Origin of the sequence: Anaeromonas gelatinilytica, assembly GCF_016820635.1 — a bacterium.
Lineage (GTDB): Bacteria > Bacillota > Clostridia > Tissierellales > SIT17 > Anaeromonas > Anaeromonas gelatinilytica.
This window is the reverse complement of record NZ_WSFU01000068.1, coordinates 1-26,038: the sequence shown is the minus strand read 5'-3', so window position 1 is coordinate 26,038 and position 26,038 is coordinate 1. Positions and strand designations below refer to the sequence as shown.

The 26,038-nt window shown below is 28.5% G+C and carries 25 protein-coding genes; 22 read left to right on the top strand and 3 right to left on the bottom strand.

Annotated features, from left to right (window positions below):
• The first annotated feature begins 150 nt into the window (after positions 1–150).
• The 4 genes from GOQ29_RS05465 (at position 151) to GOQ29_RS05450 (ending at position 3,238) form a co-directional block, all read left to right on the top strand.
• On the top strand, positions 151–846 hold the full coding sequence (locus GOQ29_RS05465; protein ID WP_203371638.1) for a hypothetical protein: 696 nt from the start codon (positions 151–153) through the stop codon (positions 844–846).
• 410 nt (positions 847–1,256) lie between these two features.
• A complete protein-coding gene (locus GOQ29_RS05460; protein ID WP_203371637.1) occupies positions 1,257–1,703 on the top strand; it encodes a hypothetical protein in 447 nt (148 codons plus the stop codon).
• A 222-nt stretch (positions 1,704–1,925) separates the two neighbouring features.
• Positions 1,926–2,723, top strand: coding sequence for a nucleotidyltransferase domain-containing protein (locus tag GOQ29_RS05455; protein ID WP_203371636.1), 798 nt, complete (start codon positions 1,926–1,928; stop codon positions 2,721–2,723).
• Between the two features lie 269 nt (positions 2,724–2,992).
• Complete coding sequence (locus GOQ29_RS05450; protein ID WP_203371663.1) at positions 2,993–3,238, top strand: NUDIX domain-containing protein; 246 nt, start codon at positions 2,993–2,995, stop codon at positions 3,236–3,238.
• A gap of 426 nt (positions 3,239–3,664) precedes the next feature.
• On the opposite strand, the gene GOQ29_RS05445 is transcribed toward GOQ29_RS05450, so the two are convergent.
• Positions 3,665–4,483: an AraC family transcriptional regulator gene (locus tag GOQ29_RS05445; protein WP_203371635.1), complete on the bottom strand. Its 819-nt coding sequence runs from the start codon at positions 4,481–4,483 to the stop codon at positions 3,665–3,667.
• Between the two features lie 143 nt (positions 4,484–4,626).
• Between GOQ29_RS05445 and GOQ29_RS05440 the strand changes: the two genes are divergently transcribed.
• The 16 genes from GOQ29_RS05440 to GOQ29_RS05365 all read left to right on the top strand — a co-directional run bounded on the left by GOQ29_RS05440 (position 4,627) and on the right by GOQ29_RS05365 (position 22,971).
• Complete coding sequence (locus GOQ29_RS05440) at positions 4,627–5,997, top strand: oxidoreductase (protein ID WP_203371634.1); 1,371 nt, start codon at positions 4,627–4,629, stop codon at positions 5,995–5,997.
• Positions 5,990–6,745: a 3-ketoacyl-ACP reductase gene (locus tag GOQ29_RS05435; protein ID WP_203371633.1), complete on the top strand. Its 756-nt coding sequence runs from the start codon at positions 5,990–5,992 to the stop codon at positions 6,743–6,745. Before GOQ29_RS05440 ends, GOQ29_RS05435 begins: the two co-directional genes overlap by 8 nt.
• A 5-nt stretch (positions 6,746–6,750) precedes the next feature.
• Complete coding sequence (locus GOQ29_RS05430) at positions 6,751–8,760, top strand: FAD-dependent oxidoreductase (protein ID WP_203371662.1); 2,010 nt, start codon at positions 6,751–6,753, stop codon at positions 8,758–8,760.
• Positions 8,760–9,797, top strand: coding sequence for a TRAP transporter substrate-binding protein (locus GOQ29_RS05425; RefSeq protein ID WP_203371632.1), 1,038 nt, complete (start codon positions 8,760–8,762; stop codon positions 9,795–9,797). Before GOQ29_RS05430 ends, GOQ29_RS05425 begins: the two co-directional genes overlap by 1 nt.
• A gap of 65 nt (positions 9,798–9,862) precedes the next feature.
• Positions 9,863–10,357: a TRAP transporter small permease gene (locus GOQ29_RS05420; RefSeq protein WP_203371631.1), complete on the top strand. Its 495-nt coding sequence runs from the start codon at positions 9,863–9,865 to the stop codon at positions 10,355–10,357.
• Entirely contained in the window at positions 10,354–11,607 is a 1,254-nt protein-coding gene (locus GOQ29_RS05415; protein ID WP_203371630.1) for a TRAP transporter large permease, read from the top strand. The genes GOQ29_RS05420 and GOQ29_RS05415 overlap by 4 nt, the downstream gene beginning before the upstream one ends.
• 259 nt (positions 11,608–11,866) lie before the next feature.
• Complete coding sequence (gene htpG, locus GOQ29_RS05410) at positions 11,867–13,747, top strand: molecular chaperone HtpG (protein ID WP_203371629.1); 1,881 nt, start codon at positions 11,867–11,869, stop codon at positions 13,745–13,747.
• Positions 13,748–13,954: 207 nt separating this feature from the next.
• Entirely contained in the window at positions 13,955–14,647 is a 693-nt protein-coding gene (locus GOQ29_RS05405) for a DUF421 domain-containing protein (RefSeq protein WP_203371628.1), read from the top strand.
• Positions 14,644–15,024: a DUF4363 family protein gene (locus GOQ29_RS05400; protein ID WP_203371627.1), complete on the top strand. Its 381-nt coding sequence runs from the start codon at positions 14,644–14,646 to the stop codon at positions 15,022–15,024. Before GOQ29_RS05405 ends, GOQ29_RS05400 begins: the two co-directional genes overlap by 4 nt.
• 57 nt (positions 15,025–15,081) lie before the next feature.
• Positions 15,082–15,249 carry a hypothetical protein gene (locus tag GOQ29_RS05395; protein WP_203371626.1) on the top strand — a complete coding sequence of 56 codons (168 nt, stop codon included), beginning with the start codon at positions 15,082–15,084 and terminating at the stop codon, positions 15,247–15,249.
• Between the two features lie 159 nt (positions 15,250–15,408).
• The gene (locus GOQ29_RS05390; RefSeq protein WP_203371625.1) at positions 15,409–16,656 is read left to right on the top strand and encodes an MDR family MFS transporter; all 1,248 of its coding nucleotides are present in this window, start codon (positions 15,409–15,411) and stop codon (positions 16,654–16,656) included.
• A gap of 62 nt (positions 16,657–16,718) precedes the next feature.
• Positions 16,719–17,138, top strand: a complete 420-nt coding sequence (locus GOQ29_RS05385) for a PPC domain-containing DNA-binding protein (RefSeq protein ID WP_203371624.1) — start codon at positions 16,719–16,721, stop codon at positions 17,136–17,138.
• A gap of 73 nt (positions 17,139–17,211) precedes the next feature.
• Positions 17,212–17,397: a hypothetical protein gene (locus tag GOQ29_RS05380; protein WP_203371623.1), complete on the top strand. Its 186-nt coding sequence runs from the start codon at positions 17,212–17,214 to the stop codon at positions 17,395–17,397.
• Between the two features lie 96 nt (positions 17,398–17,493).
• Entirely contained in the window at positions 17,494–20,919 is a 3,426-nt protein-coding gene (locus tag GOQ29_RS05375; protein WP_203371622.1) for a pyruvate carboxylase, read from the top strand.
• Between the two features lie 150 nt (positions 20,920–21,069).
• Positions 21,070–21,483 carry a bacteriohemerythrin gene (locus GOQ29_RS05370; protein WP_203371621.1) on the top strand — a complete coding sequence of 138 codons (414 nt, stop codon included), beginning with the start codon at positions 21,070–21,072 and terminating at the stop codon, positions 21,481–21,483.
• A 276-nt stretch (positions 21,484–21,759) separates the two neighbouring features.
• On the top strand, positions 21,760–22,971 hold the full coding sequence (locus GOQ29_RS05365; RefSeq protein WP_203371620.1) for a DUF438 domain-containing protein: 1,212 nt from the start codon (positions 21,760–21,762) through the stop codon (positions 22,969–22,971).
• Positions 22,972–23,009: 38 nt separating this feature from the next.
• Here GOQ29_RS05365 and GOQ29_RS05360 read toward each other — a convergent pair whose 3' ends face one another.
• The gene (locus GOQ29_RS05360; RefSeq protein ID WP_203371619.1) at positions 23,010–23,168 is read right to left on the bottom strand and encodes a hypothetical protein; all 159 of its coding nucleotides are present in this window, start codon (positions 23,166–23,168) and stop codon (positions 23,010–23,012) included.
• Between the two features lie 341 nt (positions 23,169–23,509).
• Positions 23,510–23,851: a phage holin family protein gene (locus GOQ29_RS05355; RefSeq protein WP_203371618.1), complete on the bottom strand. Its 342-nt coding sequence runs from the start codon at positions 23,849–23,851 to the stop codon at positions 23,510–23,512.
• A gap of 188 nt (positions 23,852–24,039) precedes the next feature.
• On the opposite strand from GOQ29_RS05355, the gene GOQ29_RS05350 reads away from it, so the two are divergent.
• On the top strand, positions 24,040–25,746 hold the full coding sequence (locus GOQ29_RS05350) for an ABC-ATPase domain-containing protein (protein WP_203371617.1): 1,707 nt from the start codon (positions 24,040–24,042) through the stop codon (positions 25,744–25,746).
• A gap of 52 nt (positions 25,747–25,798) precedes the next feature.
• Positions 25,799–25,987 (top strand): hypothetical protein, encoded by a 189-nt coding sequence (locus GOQ29_RS05345; protein WP_203371616.1) that lies wholly within the window; start codon positions 25,799–25,801, stop codon positions 25,985–25,987.
• The last annotated feature ends 51 nt before the right edge of the window (positions 25,988–26,038 follow it).

Here is a 26,038-nt window from a genome sequence, read left to right as displayed (position 1 = left end):
AAAAAGATTTAAGTTGTATTTTACTCCTTAATTAATAAAAGGATAATAATGATATATTCATAGGGTTTAGCACATATTATAGTATTAAGAGGCCATATTTAATAAAAAGAAAATATGATGATTAGCCCATATAAAGGGAGCAAATAGATAATGAATATAATTTCTTTAGTAAAAAGGCATAAAAATAATAAAAAATTGAATAGAAAATCTGCAGAGACTAGTAATGTATCGGAAAATAACTTAGATGAATATGAATTAGTTATGCTACAAGGAAATACAACTAAAACCTTCGTACCAGTATTTGAACAAAATCAAATCTACTATGGTGGAAATCAGAAATGGTTTAATAAAGAGTTTTATAGGGATAGAGGATGTGGTACGGTAGCAGCTGCCAATATTGCTTGGTATATGAGTAAAAATATATCAGGATGCGAAGCTTTATATACAAAAGAGGACATCTCAATGGATAATTTTACAGAGCATATGAATGAAATACTTACTTTTGTTAAGCCTTGTTTGTTAGGAGTTCCTACTGTTTATAATTTAGGTCGTGGAATGGCCTCATATGCTCGCAGTAAAGGTGTTAATCTGAAGATTCATTACAAGCCTTGGAGAATGGATTCTTCAAAATTCGTTAAGGAGGGCTTGAAGTTAGACTCTCCTGTTGCAATGTTGCAATATTATAGGAAACAAGGATTTAACTGGCATTGGCAGACTATAACAAAGTATTATAAGAATATTAAAACTAATGAGGAATATATAGAAACTTCTAGCTGGAGTAGGCAGTATTCCTTTAACTTTAAACCATTTAAAGGAAATAAATTTGTGTATTTTACATTATGTTAAGTTAATCATAACAAGCTTAAATGACTTATATAAAAATATAAGTAGTAGTAAAATTTCTGGAAAACAAATTATGCCTTATAGATAGAAAATCTACTTTTTTAGTAGATTTCTATTTATAAGACGTATATATTTTAAATTTTGAATGTCATTTTCATAATGAGGGCAGATTGGCCTAGTGACAGATAACAAAGGTTTATTTGTCATGCTTGTAAAGATTTATGCTTCAGCTCTCTTCACAAAGAAAATAGTTACATTTCATATTTTAAGTGGTGAAAAGCCATTTTTTTGAAAACTTAAATTCTAAGTTCTTATTAAGATAACTTTTCATGGGATTGCTGTGGTCCATTATAAACTTCTATTTCATCTAAAAAAAGTATATGGTATAATATAATAAAAGGACGGTGAAGTCAATGGAAAAAATATTGAACCAAATTGCAGAAAAACTAAATGACATGGATGGAAGATTTGATGCGATGGAAGAAAGGCTTGACGGCATGGACGGAAGATTTGATGTGATGGAAAAAAGACTTGATGGTATGGACGGAAGATTTGATGTGATGGAAAAAAGACTTGACGGCATGGATGAAAGATTTGATGCAGTGGAAAAAAGGTTTGACTGTGTGGAAGACAAGATGACTGATGGCTTTAATAAGGTAAATGAAGATATAGAAAAATTAAATAATAGAATAACAGAAGAACATGAAATAACAAGAGAAGAAACAAAGCATGAGATTCAATATGTTCATGATAAAATCACCGATCTTAACCAGGACTTTTCCACAGTTAAAATAGTTACTGCAGATAATATGAGAGCAATAGCAAAAATCCAATCAAAAAAAGATAGTACTAAAATGTAATAACGAGGAAGTCCTCGTTATTTTTTATTGTATTAAGAAAGTTAATATTTTTTGATATAATAAATAAAAATGGTTTCATGGCTGGTAAATTAAAAGAAATATATTAGTGATTATTGGGAGTAATTTGTAGAATTATATGTATATAAAATTAGAAAAAGTGTTATTAAAAAGGAGAGGGAATATGAGTAATACGGATAAGAAATTTTTCAGGAGGTAGTCACAATGACGACCATAGATATAGTTTTAAAAAATATAAAACTATTACAACAGGAACTATTAAAAATGGATTCATTAATACAAGATGAAATTATTAGTATAATTATTGATGGGAGTGTTGTGAGAAAAGATTTTCTTGAGAATTCAAGTGATATAGATATTACTATTACGAAATCAAATAATAATATAGACTTAGATATTAAAAAACGGGTAGAAGAAACTATTAGAGAGGTTGAAAGTAAGCTACCTATAAGAGAATTTCCGAGAAAACCGTTAATATATGATATACAATGGCAGAATCTGGAAATAGTAAGAGAAACGGGTCATAGGGAAATACAGGAATGGAATTCATCTAATATTCCTTCTGGTTATCCTAAATTATGGTTGTATGCTTTTGACAGTATTAAATATCATAATGTTATATACGGAGAAGACATGACAGAATTATACACTAAAATTTCACCTAAATACTTTGTTCCTATTCGCATAGAACGTATCATTAAATCAGTGAAAAATTTACAGGGAAATATTTCATATTATGAATTAAATAAAGGTGGGATAACTCAGATAAAAAATGCTTGGGAAGCCATTAGGTGTATATGTATTGCTAACGGATTAGAAAGTATAAATAAGAATGATGTATATAGATTTTCAAAAGAACTTTTTAAAGAAAGGGAAGAATTATTAACTATTGAAGATCTATATGGATTTTATCTAAACAAAGAAAATTCTAAGCTAATGGTAGGAGATTTTAGGAGTAGGCTTTGCAACTTTACTTTAGAAATTATAGAAAAGTATTATTAAAAAGAAACTTTGATAAAAAATAGATTTATTGAGAATTATATGAGAAATCATGGAAAATAAAAAGACTGAAATAATTGGATCATTATTAGAAAAAGAGGGGTTAAAAGCATATGATGGTTACAAATTCATAAGTGAAAAAGAGAGATATCCTAAGTTATATAATAGTTAGATTGGAGGGAGAAGAGTGCTTTTTAATAGACTTTCCTCCCTATGGATGAAAGTTAGATACTATGTATAATAATATACAAGATATTTAGAAAGATTAAAAAATAATTAATAAAAAAGGGGAGATTTTTAAAGAAGGAATAAAAAGAGAGTTTAAAGAAGAACTTGGAGCGACTCTAAATGATTTTCAGTTGTTCGGTATATATAATAATTTCTATGAATCTAAAAATGATAGTATAGTTATTTTTCATTCAGATGATTTTGTTATTAAAGGAGCAGTAAATAGAGAAGTTGAAAAATATCAGTTTTTTGATTTAAGAGAACTACCTGATAAATATCTGGAGGAATAAAGCGTAGAATACAGGAATATATATCAGAATGGACAGGAAGATAAATCAAAAATATATTTAGGGATAATAAATAGAATAGAGCAATGTGGGTTTACTAATATTGAGTTTAAGCTATATGAGAATATTAGGAAAATGACTGGAGTTGAATATATAGAATTGTTGAATACTTATTCAGACCATCTGGCTTTAGAAAAATCAATAAGATTATAGCTCTTTGACAATATTATAGCAGCAATCGAAGAATTTGGAAATGAAATAATTATTAATGATACAGTAGACTTATATCTTGCCCAAAAATTGTAGAGACAAGGGGGACAGTTATTTTAACTGTCTCTTTTTTTGCGTAAAAATATCTGGTGGAAACCACCAGATTATTTCTTAGATATCTTTTTTATGATAGTCCCTTTATAATACTTAATCTTATTGTTACTTAAAATGTTTTCTAAATTGTAGCGGAGTTGTATTTTCTTTCTTTTTGAAAAGGCGAATAAAATTACTTTGACTATTGAATCCAGAATTTAATGCAATAGTAGTAATGTCATTATCAGTATAATAGAGCTGATTTTTTGCATGGGCAATTCTATTTAATAGTATATATTGTTTTATGGTAAACCCAGTAATATCTTTGAAAGAGTGGGATAGGTAGTACTTATTAATATAAAAATCTGAAGAAATAGAGTCTAAGGTAATATTTTTTTTGAAATTTTTATCAATATATCTTTGAATTTCAAAAATTCTCAGCTCAGGCTTTCTAACATTCATAATGGGGAATTTTTTGGTATAATTCCTATAAATCAGAATCAATAAAGAAGATAGCATTGATATAAACTCTACATGCCAAAGTATATTTTTATTAATATAAATGTTGTAAAGATTATTTAACAGAGATTTTATTACTTGAGCATCTTCATTCCTGATATTAAATCCATGATTAAAATTTTTAGGCCTAATTTTGAATATGGATAGTAGGGCATGTTCCTTTATAACACTATCTAAATAGTCAGAGTCAATAATTATCATATATCTAGAGTAAGGAGTATTTATAGGATACATTTTATGTTTTTCTACATTATTTATAAAAACTAAGCAATTTTTGGAGAAATCATAGTTTGAGCCATTAATCACAAATTTTGAATTTCCTTCAGTAATAAAGATTAACTCATACCCATTGTGATAGTGGTCTTTTAGACCTTTTTTATTAGATGAAAGTGTGGTGAAATTCATATCAATATTTTGGTAATTCATTAGATCACTCCTCCATAATGACAAGTTTTATCAATTTTCAAGCAATTATTTAATATAACTATATTAACTATTATATTATAATGATAATAATTAAACAAATAAAACATAATGGCCATTAGTGTTAATATCAAGGAGGCATTATATTGTCAAGGAATACAGTCAGAAGTAATGGAAGCTTTAGTTATAAAAATATTGAAGAATTAAAAAATGATATTGAAAGATTGGATTTAGATATAGCAATTTCTAATAATTTAGATGTATTTAAGAAAACGATTACAATAGGTGAACATACAATTCCCAATTTACTGACAACTCATCCAATGGAGGGAGGGGACTCTGATGAATTTGGAAGACCTACTGAATTAACCTTTAGAAAATATCAGAGAATGGCTAGAGGTGGAGCAGGACTTATATGGTTAGAGGCAGTTAGTGTATGTAAAGATGGTAGATCTAATGATAAACAGTTATGGATAACAGAGGATAATTGGGAATACTTTAAGGCATTAAATGATCTAATAAAATCTTCTGCTAAAGAAGAGTTTGGTGAAGATTATGAACCTAAGACAATAATACAACTTAATCATGCAGGGCGTTATTGTAAAATGAAAGGAAAGAGAAATCCTATTATTGCAACTCATAAGGATCCATTAGATGACGCAATAAGAATTTCAGAAGATTATCCTACTGTGACAGATGAATATTTAGACAATCTTGTAGTACGATTCGTAGAAGCAGCAAGATTGAGTAAAAAAGCAGGTTTTGATGGTATAGATATAAAGGCTTGTCACGGATATTTATTAGGGGAAATATTATCTGCTTATAATAGAGAAGGTAAATATGGTGGAAGCTTTGAAAATAGAACCAGATTAATGAGAGATATTGTTCAAAGAATAAGACTTGATAAAGAATGTAAAGGATTATTATTAGCTTCCAGATTAAATATTTATGATGCATTACCATATCCTGATGGTTGGGGAGTTTCAAGAACGAAAGGAATAAAGGTTGATTTAGAGGAGCCTAAAAAATTAATAAAATTACTAGCTGAAGATGGAGTAAGATTAATTAGCACTACTATGGGGAATCCTTACTTCATACCCCATATAAATAAACCCTACGATATGGGAAACTATGTCCCAGATGAAGAGGTTATTATTAGCTGTAATAGATTGATTAAAGAAATAGGTGAAATTCAGCAGAGTAATCCTGAAGTTAATATTGTCGGGGTAGGATATAGCTGGTTTAGACAACTTGCCCCTTATGTAGGAGCTGGAAGTTTAGAAAAGGGACTATGTAAGTTAGTTGGATTTGGAAGAGGAAGTATTTCGTACCCTAATTTTGCAAGAGATATATTTAAAAGTGGAGAAATGAAATTAAATAGAGTTTGTGTTTCATGCAGTAAATGCAGTGAAATGAAAGCGAAAATTGGTACTTGTGGATGTGTAGTAAGGGATTCTAAAGTCTACTTACCAATATATAAAGATATGAAAAGTAAGGAGGTTGAAACAAATGAATAAAGTTGCCGTAGTTAGTGGAGGAACTAGAGGAATAGGGTTAGGAATAGTTAAAGAATTATATTCTGAAGGTTTTTCTATAGCATGTTTAGGTAGAACATTAAATAATAAATTAGCTGAATTAATTGAAAGTTCTGATGGTAAAATTAAATTTATCCCTGTTGATATCGGTTCAATTGATAAAATTAAAAATGGAGTAGAAAAAATAGTAGAGGAATTTGGAAGAATTGACTTACTAGTTAACTGTGCTGGCGTAGCACCAAAGGAGAGAAATGATATTTTAAAATCAACTCCTGAAAGCTTTGATTTTGTAATGAATATCAATCTTAAAGGAACTTATTTCATGACACAGACAGTTGCTAATGTCATGATTAATCAAGATAAGAATGATTTTATACCAAAGATAATCAATATTTCATCCATGTCTGCATATACATCATCAATAAATAGAGGTGAATACTGTATATCTAAGGCAGGAATAAGTATGGTAACTATACTATTCGCGGATAGATTAGCAGAGTATGGAATTTTTGTTTATGAAGTTCGTCCAGGTATCATTAAAACAGATATGACAGCAACAGTAACAGATAAATATGATAAATTAATTGAAGGAGGAATACTTCCTATAAAGAGATGGGGATATCCAGAAGATATAGCAGGAGCAGTTAGTTTATTGAGTTCTCCTAAAATGATGTATTCAACAGGAGAAGTTATTAATGTTGATGGAGGTTATCATATAAGGAGGTTATAGTGAAAATGATTAGTGGACAAGTTGAAATAAATGGTATAAAAATAGACGTTTACAAGTACAATACAGTGGTTATTGGCTCTGGAGCAGCAAGTTTTAATGCTGCAGATTCATTATATAAATTGGGTCAAAAAGATGTTGCTATAATAACTGAGGGAATAAATAAAGGAACATCAAGAAATACTGGTTCCGATAAGCAAACCTATTATAAACAATCTACTACTATAATGGATGAAGACAGTCCATTAAAAATGGCAAATACATTGTATAGTGGTGGAGCAATTCATGGAGATATTGCCCTTGTAGAAGCTGCACTATCTTTAAAAGGATTTTACAATTTAATTAATATAGGAGTACCATTTCCCCATGACGAATATGGACAATATATTGGATATAAGACGGATCATGATGAGAACAGCAGAGCCAGTTCTGTAGGACCATTGACTTCAAAGTATATGACTGAAAAACTTGAAGAACAAGTTAGAAAAAATGGTACTGATATGTTTGATAGATTTCTAGTTATAGGAATTTTAAAGGATTCAGATAAAAATGAATCCGTAGGAGTACTAGCAATAGATATTAAAAATATAAATGATTCAAACTATGGATTAACACTTTTTAATTGTAGGAATATTGTCTATGGTACTGGAGGTCCTGCTTCCACTTACTATAGATCTGTATATCCTAAAAGCCAGTCTGGAGCTACAGGAATTGCCTTAGAAGCTGGAGTTAAAGGTCATAATTTAACTGAATGGCAATATGGAATAGCTTCTACAAAGTTCCGATGGAACCTCTCAGGAACATATCAACAGGTAATACCTAGATATGTATCTACTGATGAGAATATGGAAGATGAAAGGGAGTTTTTAGAGGATTACTTTAAAAACCCATCAGATTTATTAAATGCGGTATTCTTAAAGGGTTATCAATGGCCCTTTGATTCACGAAAACTTGCTAATAATGGATCTTCTATGGTAGATCTTCTTATATATGTGGAAACCCAAATAAAGGGTAGAAGAGTTTTCATGGACTTTAGAAGAAATCCAAGTTGTGCAGATATAGACAGAGAATTTCAATTTGATCTATTAGGTAAAGAAGCATATGAGTATTTAGCTAATTCTAATGCTTTATTTGGAGCTCCTATTGATAGGTTAAAGAAGATGAATCCATTGGCTATTAAGTTATATAAGGATCACAATATTGATATAGAAAAGGAATTTTTAGAAATTGATGTATGTGCTCAACACCAAAATGGTGGTTTGATTGGAGACACTTGGTGGGAGAGTAATATAAAACATTTCTTCCCAGTAGGAGAAGTTAACGGAACTCTAGGAGTATATCGCCCAGGAGGAACAGCACTAAACTCTACTCAAGTAGGTAGTTATAGGGCAGCAGAATATATTTCAAAAGTTTATACTGAAAAGCCCATGGAAGTAGATAAATTTGAGGACAAGGTTAGAAGTCAAGTAGAGAAGAAAATTGACTTTATTAAAACTATTAAAGTTGATAAAAATGAAAAATCTAATTTACTGGAATTCCAAGGGGAACTTCAAAAGGAAATGTCAAAGTACGGAGCTTTCATAAGAAAAGTTTCAGAAGTAAGAAAATCCATTGATAATTTTAATAGGACATTTAGTTCTTTAACAGATTTAATACGTATAAATGATTTAAAGGAATTACCTAATGTATTTCGTATTTATGATATGATTATTACTCAAATTTCAGTATTGAGTTCTATCAAAGAGTATATTAATCAAGGAGGAGATAGTAGGGGATCGTATTTGGTTCATAATGAAAATGGAGACTATAAAATAGATTATCAAGGAGTTAACTTGAAGTATTCATTAAATAACACAACTAATGACAAGATTTGTGAAACGCAAATTGTAGAAAATAGTAATTTAATAGAATTTAGTCAATATTGGACTCAAGTCAGACCTATTCCAGAGTATAAATCCTGGTTTGAAAATGTTTGGCAAGAATACAGAGAAAATAATATATATAGGGGGAGTAAATAATGAAAATTACTAAAATCAAAAAAAATGTTTTAACGATTGTATTAATGGTAGCTATGATTTTACCACTAGCAGCTTGTGGTAATGACAAGGATACTTCAGGAGATGCTGGAACAGATGAAGTTTATGAATTAAAATTTGCCCATGTTGTCAGACCTACAACTCCAAAGGGTGCAGCAGCAGAAGAATTTAAAAAGCTTATAGAAAAGAAAAGTGATGGAAGAATCAAGGTTACAATATATGCTGATTCACAAATGGGTAACGATCAGGAAATTAATGAACAGATATTAGAAGGAACACTAGATATGAATGCTCCTTTCTTATCAACAGTTACATCTTTTGTTGAAGAATTTGAGCTATTTGATTTACCATATCTATTTACTTCTAATGAAAGTGCATATGCTGCACTAGAAGGAGAAGTTGGAGCAAAATTAGATAGTTATTTAGAAGAAAAGGGATTAGTGTCTCTAGGATATTGGACAGGTGGATTTAAGCAAATCACTAATTCTGTTAAACCAATAAAGTCAGTTAAGGATTTAGATGGATTAAAGATTCGCGTTAGTCAAAGTCCTCTTTTAGTTACTCAATTTAGAGCTATAAATGCTGGAGGAATATCTGTACCTTTCAGTGACTTATACTCTTCATTACAGACTAAAACTGTGGATGGACAGGAAAATCCATTTGCAAATATTGCAACTAAAAAATTCTATGAAGTACAGGATTATATGACAATTAGCGACCATGGATTTATGGGATATTCCTTTTTTATGAATAAAGACAAATTTGAATCTATGCCTTCAGACTTACAAGAATTAACTAAAGAAGTAGCTCAGGAAGTAATGGAATGGGAATGGGAAGAAACAGTAAGAAAAGATGAGGAATATTTACAAGAGATTAAAGATGCAGGTGTAACTATAGATGAGTTTGATGAAGCTGAAAAGGCAGAATTTAAGGAAGTTACTAAAGAAGCTTATGATGAATTTTTAGAAAAAGAAGATGGAGAAGAATTACTTAATTTAGTTGATAAATATACAAAATAATAATGATAATGTATCAAGAGTAAATTTACTCTTGATACATTTATAGAAGAGTAAGGGTGGATTAAATGAAAAAAGTTTTTAAATTTTTTAATAAGACTGAAGAATTAACTGCTTCAAGCTTGTTAATTATTACTTCCCTATTAGTATTTGTGCAAGTTTTAATGAGGTATATGTTTAATTACTCTATATCCTGGACAGAGGAAGTGGCAAGATATATGATCGCCTGGTTTATATTTTTAGGAAGTAGTATTGCGGTCAAAGAGAATGCCCATGTTAATATGGATGCATTATCTAATTTAATTAAAGGGAAAATCAGTCAAGTAATTAGTATTATAATAGATTTAATAAATATTGCCTTTTGTATATTGACTATAATGGCAGGAGTAAAAATGATACAAAGTTCTATATCTTTAGGTACTATAGCAACATCAATACCTTTACCATTATATATTCCTTATGCTTCAGTACCAGTGGGAGTATCATTTATGCTAGTTAGATATGTATTTAGTATAGTGAACAGAATAATAGACCTGGTTAATGGAAAAGAGGTGAGGGAATGATATTATTAGTAAATTTTATTATATTACTTTTATTAGGTGTTCCTATTAGTATAACAACAGGATTGTCTACCATAGTGGCTATGTTAGCCAGTGATATTAGTTTAGAGGTTGCAGCTCAAAAGATGTTTTCTGGAGTGGATTCCTTTAGTTTAATGGCTATACCTTTCTTTGTTTTTGCAGGAGATATAATGTTAAAGGGTGGAGCATCCAAGAGATTGATTGATTTTGCCAATAAATTATTTGGATGGATTACTGGTGGATTACCTATCACAGCAATTATATCATCGATGTTTTTTGCTGCACTATCAGGATCAAGTCCTGCTACTGTGGCCGGAGTTGGTGGAGTAATGATACCGAACTTAATAGAAAATAAATATCCTAAGAAATTTACTGTGGGACTATTATGTGCTGCTGGTTCTCTAGGAATTATAATACCCCCAAGTATTACTATGATGACATATGGAGTTGTTTCAGAACAATCTATAAGTGAATTATTTATTGCTGCTATTATGCCAGGAATATTTATTGGACTATCTCTTATAGTATTTAGTTATATATATTCAAGGCTAAATAGACAAGAAAAATTACCATTTCCAAAGTTCAAAGAGGTAATTGTTTCTTTTAAAGATACACTTTTTAGTATACTGATGCCTGTTATTATATTAGGTGGCATATATTTTGGATTTGCAACACCCACTGAGGCAGCAGCCGTAGCTATAATATACAGTCTAATTATTTCAATATTTATTTATAAAGAGATTAAATTTAGTGATATATTTTCTATCGCAAGAAAATCAGTTATAACTTCGGCTATGATTATGTTTGTTATAGCCAATTCTAAGATTTTCAGTTGGTATTTAACCTTTGAACAAGTTCCTACAAAGGTAGCAGAAAGTGTCCTAGGATTAGGAAGCTCACCAATTCTAATTTTATTAGCTATTAATGTATTATTATTATTTGTAGGTATGATTATGGATTCCAGTGCGGCTGTACTTATATTGACACCATTATTCCTACCTATATTAACTAATATAGGTGTACATCCAATTCACTTTGGAGTTATAATGATTGTAAATCTAGCTATAGGAATGTTATCACCACCATTTGGGTTGAATCTATTTGTAGCCTCGGGTATAAGTAATATGTCAATATCTGATGTTATTAAAGGTACTATACCTTTCATATTAGTTCTAATAATTGATTTATTGATTATTACCTTTGTACCTAGTTTATCATTAATGTTACTATAATATGTAAACCCCATTCAACTTATTGAACGGGGTTGTTTTTATATAAACTATCTGTTATTTCTATTATTCTTCGCTGAAGTCATCTACTATTATTTCCCTTACTTTTTATAATTATTTATTTATTATACACCTTAGGAAATAAAACATATATATATTGACATACAAAAGAAAATATGATAAAAATCAATTATGGATTAGCACTCGTTAAATAAGAGTGCTAATAGAGGCAAGTTTAAATTAATGGGAGGAGAGAGTTACAGTGGAAAAAAAAGAATTTAAGGCAGAATCTAAAAGACTACTAGATTTAATGATTAACTCAATCTATACGCATAAGGAAATATTTATAAGAGAGCTTATTTCTAATGCTAGTGATGCTATAGATAAGATTTATTATAAGGCATTAACTGATACTACACTAAAGTTTAATAAAGAGGATTATTATATTAAAATCACACCAGATAAGGAAAATAGAATTTTAAAGATTTTTGATACTGGTATAGGTATGACTAAGGAAGAATTAGAGGAAAATATTGGTGTTATAGCTAAAAGTGGTTCTTTTGATTTTAAGAAGATGAATCAGTTAAAAGATGGTTATGATATAATAGGACAGTTTGGTGTTGGATTTTATTCAGCATTCATGGTAGCGGATACTATTACTGTAATAACTAAGGCTTTAGGAAGTGATGATTCTTATAAATGGGAATCTAAAGGGGCAGATGGATATACTATAGAAAAATGTGATAAAGATTCTATAGGAACAGAGATTATATTAAAGTTAAAAGAAAATACAGATGATGAAAATTATGATGAGTATTTAGAAGAATATAAATTAAAAGAGATAGTTAAGAAGTATTCTGATTTTGTACGATACCCAATAAAAATGGATTTAACTAAACATAAGCCTAAAGAGGACAGTGAGGGTGAATATGAAGAGTATATAGAAGAAGAAACCGTAAATAGTATGATTCCAATATGGAGAAAAAATAAGAATGAACTTACAAAAGAAGACTATGAGAATTTTTATAAAGAAAAGCACTATGGATTTGATAAACCAGTTAAATATGTTCATATTAAAGCAGAGGGTATGGTAAGGTATAATTCGATATTATATATACCAGAAAATATTCCTTTTGATTATTATACAAAAGAGTATGAAAAGGGATTAGAGCTATATTCGAATGGTGTATTGATTATGGATAAATGTAGCGAACTATTACCTGACTATTTTAGTTTTGTTAAAGGAATGGTTGATTCAGAAGATTTATCTTTAAATATTTCTAGAGAAATGTTGCAACATGATAGACAGCTTAAATTAATAGCTAAAAATATTAAGAATAAGATGAAGAGTGAGTTGTTAGGTTTACTTAAAAATGAAAGGGAAAAATATGAGAAGTTTTATGAATCTTTTGGCAGACAATTAAAATATGGAGTATACAGTGACTTTGGAAATAATAAAGATGTTTTACAAGACTTATTAATGTTCTATTCTTCAAAGGAGAAAAAACTAGTAACTTTAGATGAATATATTTCTAGAATGCCAGAGGAACAGAAGTACATTTATTATGCTACAGGTGATTCTATTGATAGGATAGAAAAATTACCTCAAACAGAAGTAGTATTAGATAGAGGATATGAGATACTATACTTTACTGATGATGTAGATGAATTTGCTATAAAAATGTTAATGAAATATAAAGATAAAGAATTTAAATCTGTATCTAGTGGAGATTTAGGTATAGAATCAAAAGAAAATGAAGATGTAGGTTCTGTTGAAGAAGAAGATAATAAATTATTTGAGAATATGAAAACAATATTATCAGATAAGGTTAAGGATGTTAAAGCATCAAAGAGATTAAAAAATCATCCTGTATGTTTAGCCAATGAAGGTGATGTTTCAATTGAAATGGAAAAAGTATTAAGTGCTATGCCTAATAATCAAAATGTAAAGGCAGATAAGATTTTAGAAATAAATGTTAATCATGATATATTTAAGTCATTAAAGGACGCTTATGAAAAAGATGATAAAGATAAGTTAGATTTATATACAAACTTATTATATAATCAAGCTCTTTTGATTGAAGGATTACCTATTGATGATCCAGTAGAATTTACTAATAATATGTGTAAAGTGATGATTTAGTTTAATTGATGATTATTTTGAGTAAATTATAAGGCAGAAGGAAATATTTCCTTCTGCCTTATTACTCTTAATGGTAATTTAATATAACAATTAAAAACATTTAAGATGTTAGGGTTAAATGTTTTTTGTGATTTTAATAATGTAGAATAAAATATCATAAAAAGGTGATACTTCAATAATATAGATATTCATTGAGGAGATTAATTTATGATAATAATTTTAATACGAACAATCATAGTATATGTATTTGTACTGATAGGCATGAGAATCATGGGAAAACGTCAGGTGTCGGAGATGCAACCATTTGAGCTTGTAGTAACCCTTATGATTGCTGAACTCGCAACTTTACCTATGGAAAATTTAGAAGTTCCTCTGATTAATGGTTTAATTGCAATTAGTGCATTATTATTTTTAGAGGTATTAATATCTTATATTAATTTAAAGAGTGAAAAAACTAGAAAAATAATATGTGGAAAACCTAGTATATTAATAAGTAAAGGTAAGATAAATGAAAAAGAATTAAAAAAATTAAGAATAAATATTAATGATTTAGTTGAACAGATAAGAATAAAAAATTATCCTTCTTTAAATGATGTAGAATATGCTATTTTAGAAACTAATGGTGATTTGAGTATAATACCTAAGGCAAACAAAAAGATTCCAACTTTAGATGATTTGAATATAGTGTGTTCACATGAAGGAATTCCTATTACATTAGTAGTTGATGGACATATTAATTTTGAAAGTTTACGGATAATAGAAAAGGACAAGATATGGCTTGAGAAACAACTAAAAAATTTTGGAGTAAATAATGTAAAAAATGTATTATTTGCATATATAGATGGAAGAGAAAAAATATATGTTCAAGAGAAAAACATGCATAGTGAGGGTTCAAAATGAAGATATTTTTATTTTCTGCTATATTAATCTTGATAATAATAGTAGGTTGGTTATTTATTTTAGATTATATAGATAAACAAATTGATATTTTTATTAAGGATTTAAATAAAGTAATTGTTCAAATAGAGAAAGGTAATTGGAATTTAGCAATTCAAGATTTTCAAGATGTGGAGAAGAAATGGAATAGAACAAGAAGATATTGGAGTATTATTTTGGATTATCGAAAAATAGATAATATAGATTTATCTATTACCAAGGCTAATAAATATATAAGTATTAATAATGAGGCTCTTTCTCTTGGAGAGATAGAAGTATTAAAAAAATTATTTGAAATAGTAAAGGAACGAGAAGTTCTTACTATTTCAAATATACTATAAAAATTTAATGTAAATTTAATAAATTAGAGGAAGTGTGATAAAACATATAATCCAGATATGAATAAACAAGGACATTTTTTACCTCTTACTGAAGAAATTAAAAAAGTTATATCTATTCCAGTGATATTAACAGGTGGAATTACATATCCTGATATTGTTGAAATGTTACCCTCTGAAGGTAAATTAGATTTAATCGGTTTAGGTAGGGCTATATTGAAAGTTTAAAATAATATTACAATGATAAAAAATGTTTAAGTAAGAAATATATTTAAATTATGTTATAAATGATAGTTTATCAAATATTCAAACAATACTATATTTTTCTATGCTAATGCTATATAATATAAAAGTAATAAAATATTATGTAGTAAGGAGATTACTATTATGGGAGTTAAAAGATATTTTAGTGATTATTATGGATTGCCAAGAAGTATATATATTCTTTTCTTTGCCAGGATAATAAATAGTATGGGAGCTTTTGTTTATCCTTTTTTAACCTTCTTTTTAACAGATAAAATGGGTATGAGAGAACAGGAAACTGGTCTTTATTTTATGATGCTAGCTATTTCATCAATACCAGGATCATTTTTAGGTGGGTACTTATCAGATCGTATAGGAAGAAAAAAGATATTGATAGTTTCCCAAGGATTAGCTGCTTTATCTTTTATTCCTTGTGCTTTCCTGGGAAATTCACTATTAATTCCTTATTTTTTGATATTAGCTAATTTTTTTGGTGGAGCAGCTCATCCAGCTAATAGTGCAATTACTGCAGATTTAACAGATGAATCTAATAGAAAAGAAGCTTTTTCGTTAATATATCTTGGTATTAATGTAGGATTTGCTATAGGTCCATTGATTGCTGGTTTATTATACTACAATCATACTAAATGGATATTTTTAGGAGATGCTATTACAACCTTACTTTCTTTGCTTTTAGTTGTGAAATTTGTAGATGAATCTAAGCCTTCAGAGGATAAAGTTGAAAAATCTTATAATCTTAGCACAAAGGAAAGAGCAGAAGAAGGATCAATATTTACTATATTATTAAAAAGACCAGCACTAATTATATTTGCTATGGTGTCAATTATATATTCCTTTATATATGCTCAACATAGCTATACTACACCATTACAGATGAAGTCACTATTTGGAATGAATAAGGGTACAAAGATGTATGGTACATTAGGTACAACTAATGCTTTGATGGTTCTTATAATGACATTATTTGTTACTAGTATTACAAAGAAACTCAAGCCAATTCTCAATATTTCTTTAGCTGGAATTTTCTATGCTATAGGGTTTGGAATGTTATACTTTGCAAAAGCATATCCACTATTCATTGTTTCGACAATTATATGGACTGTTGGAGAGATTTTAAATGTTACAAATAGTGGGGTTTACATAGCTAATCATGCACCTATGACCCATAGAGGAAGAGTTAATGCCATTATTCCTTTGATAACAGGAGTAGGTTCAGCAACAGCGCCATACATAACAGGAGGATTTATTGAGATATACGGTGTAGGAAATGTATGGCCTTTGATATTTGCTCTTGCATTATTAGGTGTAATATTAATGTATGGAATTTATTTAAAAGAATTTAGGAAAGATAAAAAGATGAATATAACTTAATTATGAACTTTATTTAAAAATATATTAGAAGTTTATTATATTTATAAAGGAGATGTATTATAATGGAATATAAAAAATTTGGAAGCAAGTATGTAATTAGATTGGATAGAGGTGAAGAAATAGTGGAGTCTATTAAAAGATTCATTCAAGAAACTAATGTTAAACTTGCTAATGTTACAGGTATTGGTGCAGCAGATAAAGTTACTATAGGATTATATGATGTAAATAAAAGAAAATATATTTCTAATGATTATGAAGGAGAATATGAAATTACAGCATTGATAGGTAATATTTCTTCTATAGAGAATGAACCTTATTTACATTTACATATAACTATAGGAGATGAAAAAAATAGAGCGTTTGGTGGACATCTAAATTCTGCTAGTATATCTGCTACTTGTGAGATATTTGTTGATGTATATGAAGGGGAGTTAGATAGAATTCATGATGATAATATAGGGCTAAATATCTTAAAGTTTTAGTAAATTTGTAATATAAAAGTTTTTTATATTTATCTAAACACTAAAAAAGGCATATTTTTTCTTAAGAAAAAATATGCCTTTTTTAGTTCTAGTGTTGTATCAAAGAAATTATTACAACTTGACATGGAAAAAATTAACTGATGATGGGTTTAAATTTATTACTAGACAAGTTTCAAATGCTATAGTAGAAGAGATTGGAAGTACGTATATGGATAATGAATTAGTATTTGATTCAGAAATTACTCTAGGAACCAATTAAGATAAACACACAATACTTATTACAAAATTATAATATTTATGATATAATAGTAAAGATACATTTAAATAAAGTAATATTGTAAGGAGGCAATTTATTATGGTGAAACTTAAAAGAATTTTAGTAGCCAATAGAGGCGAAATAGCAATTAGAATATTTAGGGCTTGCCAAGAACTTGGAATAAGAACTGTTGCAATATATACTAATGAAGATAAACATTCCCTTTTTAGAACTAAGGCCGATGAATCTTATGAAATAGGTAAGAATAAGGGTCCAGTGGAAGCATATCTAAATATAGATGAAATTATAAAATTAGCAATTAATAAGGGCGTAGATGCAATACATCCTGGATATGGATTTTTATCTGAGAATGTAGAATTTGCAAAGAAATGTATGGAAGCAGGTATGGAGTTTATAGGTCCTGATTATAAAATGATGGATATGTTAGGAGATAAAATCAATTCAAAACTGATTGCAAAGAAAGCAGGAATACCAACGATTCCAGGTGTTGAAAAACCTATAGGCTCAGAGGAAGAAGCCTTGAAGTTTGCAGGAATGTGTGGATATCCAGTAATGTTAAAAGCCTCATCCGGTGGTGGAGGAAGAGGTATGAGGATAGTGAGGAAGGAAGACGAATTAATAAAAGAGTTTAATAGTGCTAGAAGTGAAGCAAAAAAAGCCTTTGGGAGAGATGATATATTTATTGAGAAGTATCTTGAAAAACCAAAGCATATAGAGGTACAAATATTAGGAGATAAATATGGAAATATTGTTCATTTACATGAGAGAGATTGTTCTATACAGAGAAGACATCAGAAACTTATAGAATTTACTCCTGCTTTTTCCTTAAATCAAGAGAAAAGAGAAGAAATATGTGAAGATGCTTTGAAAATTGCAAAATATGTAGGATATAGAAGTGCAGGAACAGTAGAGTTTTTAGTTGATATCTATGGTAATCATTATTTTATAGAGATGAATCCTAGGATTCAAGTTGAACATACGGTAACAGAGATGGTTACAGGAGTAGATATAGTACAAAGTCAAATATTTATTGCTCAAGGATATTCGTTAGATTCAAAGGAAATAGGTATACCTTCTCAAGATTCTATAAAGGTTAGAGGATATTCTATACAATCAAGGATTACTACTGAAGATCCATTTCATAATTTTGCTCCAGATACTGGAAAGATAGATATATATAGAACAGGTTCAGGATTTGGTGTGAGATTGGATGGTGGTAATGGATTTACTGGAGCTTATATTAGTCCTTATTATGATAGTCTTTTAGTTAAGACCACATCTTGGGCTAGAACTTTTGAGGATGCAATAAGGAAAAATATTAGGGCTATAAGAGAACATAAAATAACTGGAATTAAAACTAATTCAGATTTTTTAATCAATGTGTTAAGTCATGATGCATTTATAAAGGGAGAATGTGATACAGGTTTTATACAAAATAATCCAGATATTTTTAATATAAAACCTAAGAAAGATAAAGAACTTAAGGTATTGAAGTATCTTGGAGAAAAAGTTGTAAATGAAACAAAGGGAGTAAAAAATGAGTTTAATATACCTATAGTACCAAGAAACAATGGTGAAGTTGAAAATGGGACGAAACAAATATTGGATGAGAAGGGACCAGAAGGATTAGTAAAATGGATTAAGAATCAGGATAAGTTGCTTTTAACAGATACAACTATGAGAGATGCCCATCAATCACTGATGGCAACAAGAATGAGAAGTAGAGATATGATAAAGATTGCAAAGGATACATCTATATTAGCAAAAGATTTATTTTCTCTCGAAATGTGGGGAGGAGCAACTTTTGATGTTTCATATAGATTTTTAAATGAATCTCCATGGAAAAGATTGGAAGAACTTAGAAGAAGAGTACCAAATATATTATTTCAAATGCTTATAAGGGGTTCTAATGGTGTTGGATATAAAAACTATCCTGATAATGTGATAAGAGAATTTATAAGAGAATCTGCAAATAAAGGAATTGATGTATTTAGAATATTTGATTCACAAAACTGGATAAAAGGTATGGAAGTAGCAATAGATGAGGTATTAAAAACAGGAAAAGTAGCAGAAGCTTGTATATGTTATACAGGAGATATATTAGATAATACTAGAAATAAATATACTTTAGATTATTATATAAAAACAGCAAAGAAATTGGAGAATATGGGAGTTCATATATTAGGTATAAAAGATATGGCAGCTTTACTTAAACCTTATGCTGCTTATAATTTAGTTAAGGCTTTAAAGAAAGAAATATCTATACCAATACATCTTCATACTCATGATACTAGTGGAAATGGAGTAGCTACATTACTTATGGCAGCTGAAGCTGGAGTAGATATTGTAGATACAGCTTTTGATAGTATGTCAGGACTTACTAGTCAACCAGCATTAAATTCTGTAGTTGCAGCATTAGAGAATACATCTAGAGAAACAGGATTTTGTCTTGAAAATTTACAACAAATATCTAATTATTGGAATGCGGTAAGACCTGTTTATAGAGATTTTGAATCTGATCTTAGATCAGGTACTGCTGAAATATATAAATATGAGATTCCAGGAGGTCAATATTCAAATTTAAAGCCTCAAGTTGAAAGTTTTGGATTAGAGCATAGATTTATAGAAGTAAAAGAAATGTATAAGAAAGTAAATGAAATGCTTGGTGACATAATAAAGGTTACTCCATCATCAAAAGTAGTAGGAGATTTAGCAATATTTATGGTTCAAAATGATTTAACACCAGAGAACATAGAAGAAAAGGGTAAAAATCTTACATTTCCAGATTCTTCAGTGAATTATTTTAAAGGAATGATGGGACAGCCAATGGGAGGATTTCCTGAAAATATTAGAAATATTATATTAAAAGAAGAGAAAGCTATTGAGTGTAGACCAGGAGAGCTTTTAGATGATTTTAATTTTGACGATGCTGATAAATATTTATCTGACAGATATAATAAAAGCTTTGATAAAAGTGAATTGTTGAGTTATGCTCTTTATCCAAAGGTATTTGAGAATTATTTAAGATATTTAGAAGAATATGGTGATTTAAGTAGAATGGGAAGTGATATATTTTTCCATGGTTTAGAAGTAGGAGAAACTTGTGAGGTTGAAATAGGAGAGGGTAAAACTCTTATAATTAAGCTTTTAAGTATAGGAGTTAGAGATAATGATGGATATATTACTGTAGCTTTTCAAGTTAATGGAAATAGAAGAGAAATAAAAATTTTAGATAAGGCTGCTAGGATAAATAATTTAGAATCTATCAGTAAAATGGCAGATCCAGCAAATGAAAATGAAATTGGAGCAAATATCCCAGGTATTATAGCGAAGATATTAGTAAATGAAGGAGATAATGTAAAGGAAAATCAAACTTTGATGATATTAGAAGCTATGAAGATGGAAGTAAATATAAAGGCTACAAATAATGGCATAGTTGAAAGTCTAGAGGTAAAAGAAGGACAGCAGATTAAATCAGGAGAATTATTATTAAAACTTCAATAGAAAATCCCTAGGAGTTTTGATATGCTTCTAGAGATTTTTTAAAATTACTACAGAATTTTAAAAATAAAAAAGTCGTTATAATCAATTATAAAAGGTTAAAATTGTTATGAGAGGGTATAAAAAATATATATTATTTAGAGGAGGAATCTTATGTTTAAGTGGAAAGATGATTTTAGTTGCAATATAGAGGAGATAGATAAACAACATCAGAGATTATTTGAGATCGGAAGAAATTTATATACTCTAGTAACTTCAAAGGATGATTTAGACCATTATGATGAGATAATGGCTATAATGAAAGAATTAGAAGATTATACTATATATCATTTTGATTATGAAGAAAAGCTTATGGAAAAGTATGATTATGATCAATTAGAAGAACATAAAAAGCAACATGTTATGTTTGTTGAAAGAATAAAAGAATTACAAACAGAAGATATAGATTTAAAACAGGATAAAGTTGTGATGGATGCATTGATGTTTGTAGCTGATTGGATAGAAAAACATATATTAAAAATTGATCATAAATATAAGGATATGTTAAATGAAAAAGGAGTATACTAAATAACTAAGAAACAGTTAAGAAATTTTCTAACTGTTTTTTTAGTTAACTTAATATACGATATCATATAAATTGCTAAATTGAATAGTATAGTTTAAACATTTTTATAAGGGTTTGAGAGATTTAGGATTTAGTAATATTATGATTATTGATTTGAATGATGAATTTTATGTAATTACTGGAGAAAATTCAAATTAAAGAATAATATATTGTGTAATTTCTATACTATTTGGGTGATTCTAAATATATGAATAAGTTGATTTAGAGAGGGCGAAAAAATGAATGTAGATAAGAAAAGAGTTGATAGATTAATTGAGTACGTTCAAGGAATTAGGGATAATGATGATAATAAAGAACTTTACTTAAAATACAAAGAAGATATTGAGAATGTGCAACCTCAAGAAGCCTTTGAAATTTTTTATAGTTTATTAGAAGAAGGAATGGACTCAGAGGAAATATTAGTATTTTTAGACAAAGTTATAAATGTATTTTATAAAAGTTTATATAATTATAGGTGGGAAAAACCTGAAAATGATAATTTTCTTATGGACTTAATCTATGAAAATGAAGCATTAGAAAAGAAAACTAATATAATCAAAAAAATATTAAAGAATAAAGAAGTTGAAAATAAAAAGGAAATATTATTATCTAGAATTAAAGAATTACAAGAATTTAATGAACATTATTTGAAAAAGGAAAATATACTATTTCCATATTTAGAAAAAAGAATGGAAAGATTTGAAGGCTTGAAAATAATGTGGGCACTTCATGATGAAGTAAGAATTAAAGTTAAAGAAATGATTAGAATTTTGAAGGATAAGGAAAGTAATGAAAAAGAAATCAATATAGCTATAGGAAAGTTATTTTTTGCTATTCTAGGTTTAGTGAAAAAAGAAAATTTAATACTTTTTCCATCTGCCAGTGAAGTTTTAAGTAATCAGGATTGGTATGAAATGCATAAACAGAGTTTAGAATATGGATTTCCATTTATAGATAAGAAGAGAGAAGATATCGGAGATAGCGATAGTGAAATTAAATATATAAATAGTGATGATGAAAAAATATTGTTTAGAACAGAAACTGGAGAATTAGAGCTTGAACAGGTATTGATGATTTTTAATCAATTACCAGTGGATTTAACTTTTGTAGATGAAAATAATAAAGTTAAATATTTTACTAAACCTAAAGATAGAGTTTTTTCTCGTTCACCAGCTATAATCGGACGAGACGTAAAAAATTGTCATCCACCTAATAGTGTACATATTGTAAATAAAATAATAGAAAGTTTTCGTAGTGGAGAGAAGGATAATGCTAGATTTTGGATTGATTTAAAAGGAAGAAAAATATTAATTCAATATTTTCCATTGAGAAATAGTAATGGGGAATATAAGGGAGTATTGGAAGTTAGTCAAGATATAACTGAAATACAAAAATTAGAAGGAGAAAATAGATTATTAGATTGGAAAATACAAATAGCTCCTATTCATTAATAAATAGGAGCTATTTTTGAAACTGTGTATTCATTTAATTATCTGTTGTTTCTATTGTTTTTGTTATTTTTGTTGTTCTTATTATTTTCGTTGTTGTTATTAAAATCAAATTCATCTGCCATTTCTACATTAAAATTATTATTTTCATTTTTAAGATTATTGTTTCTGTTATTTTTATTTTTTCTGTTGTTTTTCATCTTACTCACCTCCTATATAATGGGTTCTTGGTTATTATTTACTATTATTTGAATTTTATTTAAATTTTTATACATAATAATGATAAATTTTAAGAAATATATGAATTATATAATATGTTTTTTATAGTAGATGGTAAAAAATTTGAAGCAATTAAAAACTTAGTGTTTAGAGGATAAAAAAGAATTAATAAACACTAAGTTTTATTTGTTTTATTTGATTTTATTTATTGTAGATTTAAGTTCTATTTCAAATATTAGATAATTCATTATCGTTAATTATTTTTTATAGTCTTATCTAAAATTTCTTTTGCTTGTTTTGGATTACAGAACTTTTTATGATGCTACATTGTTGTTGTTTCTCCAGGAATAATCGCATCTACTACTCCCAATATTAGTGCACCGATAATAGCTCCTAATAGAGTTACAGTAAAACCATCGACTATTAATCCAGTGATATAAAGTATTACTGCAGCAACAATAAAACCTATAATGCCTCTTCCAAAGGGAGATGCATCTATTTTTGTTACTTTTAAAATAAGCCAGTCTAATATTCCGATTACAATAGCTGCTAATATTAAAGACCATATACCACCTTGATTAGACATTCCGGGAGTAAAGAATGTTGCAATTGCAATTGCAATTGCTGCAACAATAATTTTAATAATTAATTTACCTATACTCATAATTTTACACTCTCCTTTTTAAAATAAGTATATTATTAATATATCCAAAACTATGAATATTAAATATTTAATTTAGAAGATTTAATAATTTATATGTATATTATTACTTTTTAATAAAATTTTTTTGAAAAAATCTTTAACTATGGATAAAATAATAGTAAGAGTTATCAGAGAAAGGAGAAATAAAATTGAAACCATCTAAAGAACTAGAGAAAATATTAGATAAAATTGATGGAAAGGGATATAAGGCATATAAAGAATTACGAGGACAATATAATTTTATGAATTTTACATTATCTATTGATTATGTACAAGGTGATCCCTTTGCTGCTCCATCAAGAATTAGGGTAACTGTACCAGAAAAAAAGGCTGGATTTAAGTCAACGTTATATGATACTAAATACAAGAAAAGAGCTGTAGTAGATTATTTAAGTAGAACTATGGCTAAAAATATACATAAAAACTATAAAGGAGTGGAGGGATCAGGGAAAAGTGGATTGCTTTCTATTGGATATTGTGGTCAAGAAATCTTAGAAAGAAATTATGTTATAATAGATGAAAATATAGTAGAGGCTAGATTAACAGTAGGACTTCCTGCAGCAGGTAGAAGAGTTTTAGGAAGAAAGGCAAAAAGTATTTTTTTTGAAGCTATACCTAAGATAGTAGAATCTTCTTTATTCTATAATGCTATTGATAGTGATGGTCTTATTAATCAAGTAAAATTAGTAGAGGATCAGAATTACATTCGTAAAGAAATAGAAAAAAGGGATTTAATAGCTTTTATTGCTAATGGAAGTGTACTTCCCAGAGAAAGTGGTGTATCAGAACGTCCTATGAAAAAAGATGTGGTACCATTTATAAGTCCAGAAGAATATGAAATAGAAATTGAATTACCTAATAAAGGAAAAATTAAAGGAATGGGAATTAAAGAAGGAGTTACTCTTATAGTAGGAGGAGGATTTCATGGGAAGTCTACATTACTTAGGGCATTAGAATTAGGGATATATGACCATATTTCAGAAGATGGTAGAGAGTACGTTGTTACTAGAGAAGATGCTGTAAAAATTAAGGCTGAAGATGGCAGAAGAGTAGAAAAAGTGAATATATCTCCTTTTATTAATAATTTACCTATGAAGGAAGATACAAGAAGGTTTTCTACAGAGAATGCTAGTGGAAGTACATCTCAAGCTGCAAATATAATGGAGGCTTTAGAAATAGGAACAGATTTGTTATTAATAGATGAAGATACCAGTGCGACTAATTTTATGATTAGAGATGGAAGGATGCAGAATTTGGTTATAAGGGAAAAAGAACCCATAACACCTTTTATTGACAATGTAAGAACTCTATATAGTGAGTTAGGAGTATCATCAGTTTTAGTAATTGGAGGTTCAGGAGATTATTTTGAAGTTGCAGATCATGTGATAATGATGGATGAATATAAACCAAAGGATGTAACAGAAAAGGCAAAAAACATAGTTAAAAAAATAAAGAATTCAAGAAAAATAGAATCAAAAATATCTTTGAAAGATGACAGTCCAAGAATTGTATCGAAATCCTCATTTTTAAAAGGGAAAAAAGGAGTTAAAATAAAGCCTAGAGGATTAGATAAAATAACATATAATAAATTGGATATTGAGCTTAGAGATTTAGAACAATTAATAGATTCTAATCAAGTAAATACTATGGCTTTTGTTTTAGAATATATTATGAATAAAATAGTTGATAATAAGATGACTTTATCAGAAATAGTTGAAAGAGTATATGATGATATGTATATAAAGGGATTAGATGTGGTATCTTTTCATAGAGGTAATCCTGGAGATATGGTTCTTCCAAGGAAATATGAAATTGCTGCTATGTTAAATAGATTTAGAAATTTGAAAATAAAGTAAATTTATAATGATATAATAAAAAATAAATTTTATAATAACGGAGGGTATATATATGTATAGTTTTATGAATGATTATAGCGAAGGGGCTCATCCGAGAATATTAGAATTATTAATGAAATATAATCTTGAGCAAAATATAGGATATGGAGAAGATATACATAGCAATAAAGCAAAGGCCTACATCAAAAATCTTCTTGGTAAGGATAATATGGATATTCACTTTATTCCAGGAGGTAACTAACAGTTACAATGTTGACAGCCTCCCATGTTCATAAAGAGCATGGAGTGATAC